This window comes from Streptomyces sp. NRRL WC-3549, assembly GCF_000721935.1.
GTDB lineage: Bacteria > Actinomycetota > Actinomycetes > Streptomycetales > Streptomycetaceae > Streptomyces.
In genome coordinates this window covers 56471-58076 of sequence record NZ_KL585429.1, presented here as the reverse complement: position 1 = coordinate 58076, position 1606 = coordinate 56471, and the positions used below count along the sequence as shown (strand labels likewise).

Below are 1606 nucleotides of genomic sequence, written 5' to 3'. Positions count from 1 at the left end.
CATCCGGCCACCGGATGCGCCCCTCCCGCTGTCTCGCCGGGCGGCCCCGGGGACCGCGCGCGGGCCGGGAGTACCGGCCCCGTAGCCACCTTCCTTCGTCGGGGCAGTGGACGCGTGCGATCCGGCGGCGTCCGCCCCGCCTCGGAGTGTCGGGCAGGTCGGCGGAGCGGACGGCGCGGAGACGGGTCGTCGGACTGTTACGAGGGGGAGCCGACGACCCGGCCGCCTCTTGCGAGACGTTCATTCAAGCGGCCGGCCGGCCGGTGCGGCAGAGCGCACAGCCGGACGGTTCGGGCATTTGATTCACACCCCGTGTGAATCACCCCTAAGCTCGTCCCGACGCGCACATGGGGGGGCAATGGAGCCCAATGTCCTGCTCGAATCCCTGATCGACGAGGCGGGTGTGTCCCGTGCCGGGCTCGCCGGTCACATCAATCTGGCCGGCCGGGCCCGCGGCCTGACCCTGCGGTACGAACACACGGCGGTCGCCCGCTGGCTCAAGGGCCAGCGTCCCCGTGGCGAGGTCCCGGACCTGATCTGCGAGGTGCTGGCCGTACGGCTGGAACGGCCCGTCACCCTCGACGACATCGGCATGGGCACCTCCGGGCCGTACGCCGAGGTGCGGTCCGCCGGCCTGTCGGGGTTCGTCGAGCACGCCACCGCCCTGTGGCGCTCCGACGACCAGCGGCGCCCCGGGCTCGCCACCGCGCCCGTCGCCACCGGTACGACGGCCGTGATGCCCGTCTGGGAGTGGGAGAACCCGCCGGAGGACACCGACGTCTCCCGCCCGGGCCCCCGCCGGGTGGGCGCGGCGGACATAGAGATGCTGCGGGCCGCCCGCACCCACTACGAGCAGATGTACCGGAAGGCCGGAGGTATCGCGACCAGATCCCGGGTCGTCAAGTTCCTCAACGCCGAGACCGCCCCCCTGCTGCGCGCCGGGTACGACGACGCCGTGGGGCGCCGCCTGCACCGGGCGGTCGGCGGCCTGGTCGCCGTCGCCGGCATCTGCGCGTACGACTCCGACGCCCACGGCCTCGCCCAGCGCTACTTCCACCAGGCCCTGCGCCTGGCGAAGGCGAGCGGTGACCGGGGGCTCGGCGGCTATGTGATCGCCCTGCTGGTCAACCAGTCGCTGTTCCTCGCCGACCACCGCCGGGCCGTCGCCTTCGCCGAGGCCGCCCTGCGGGCCGCGGGCCCGCACATCACCCCCGCCCTGGCCGCCGACCTGTACGCGATGCAGGCCAAGGCCTATGCACGCCTCGGCGACACCCGCGGCGCGCTGGAGCGCATCCACCGGGCCGAGTCCGAGGCCGAGCGCATCAGCCCGAACCGAGAGCCGGAGGAGACGGGCTACGTCCAGCCCGGCCTCGTCGACGTACAGGTGGCGGAGGCGCTGCTCGGGCTCGGGGACCTCTCCGCGGCCCGGGAGCGCGCCTCGGCGGCCGTACGCTCCCCGGCGCACGCCCGGGGCCGTGTGCACCGCCTGGCGCTGCTGGCCCACCTCGAACTGCTCCAGGGAGAGGCCGACCGGGCGGCGTGCACCGCCTCCGAGATGGCCGAACACGCCCGGGGCATGGAGTCCCAGCGGCTCCGGGACCGGCTG

At 74.6% G+C, this 1606-nt stretch carries 1 protein-coding gene; it reads left to right on the top strand.

The annotated features are described in order from the left end of the window. Positions 1 to 358 precede the first annotated feature (358 nt). The coding region (locus IH13_RS0129880; RefSeq protein ID WP_031089191.1) for an NsdA family TPR-like regulatory protein at positions 359 to 1606 on the top strand (1248 nt) is incomplete at its 3' end.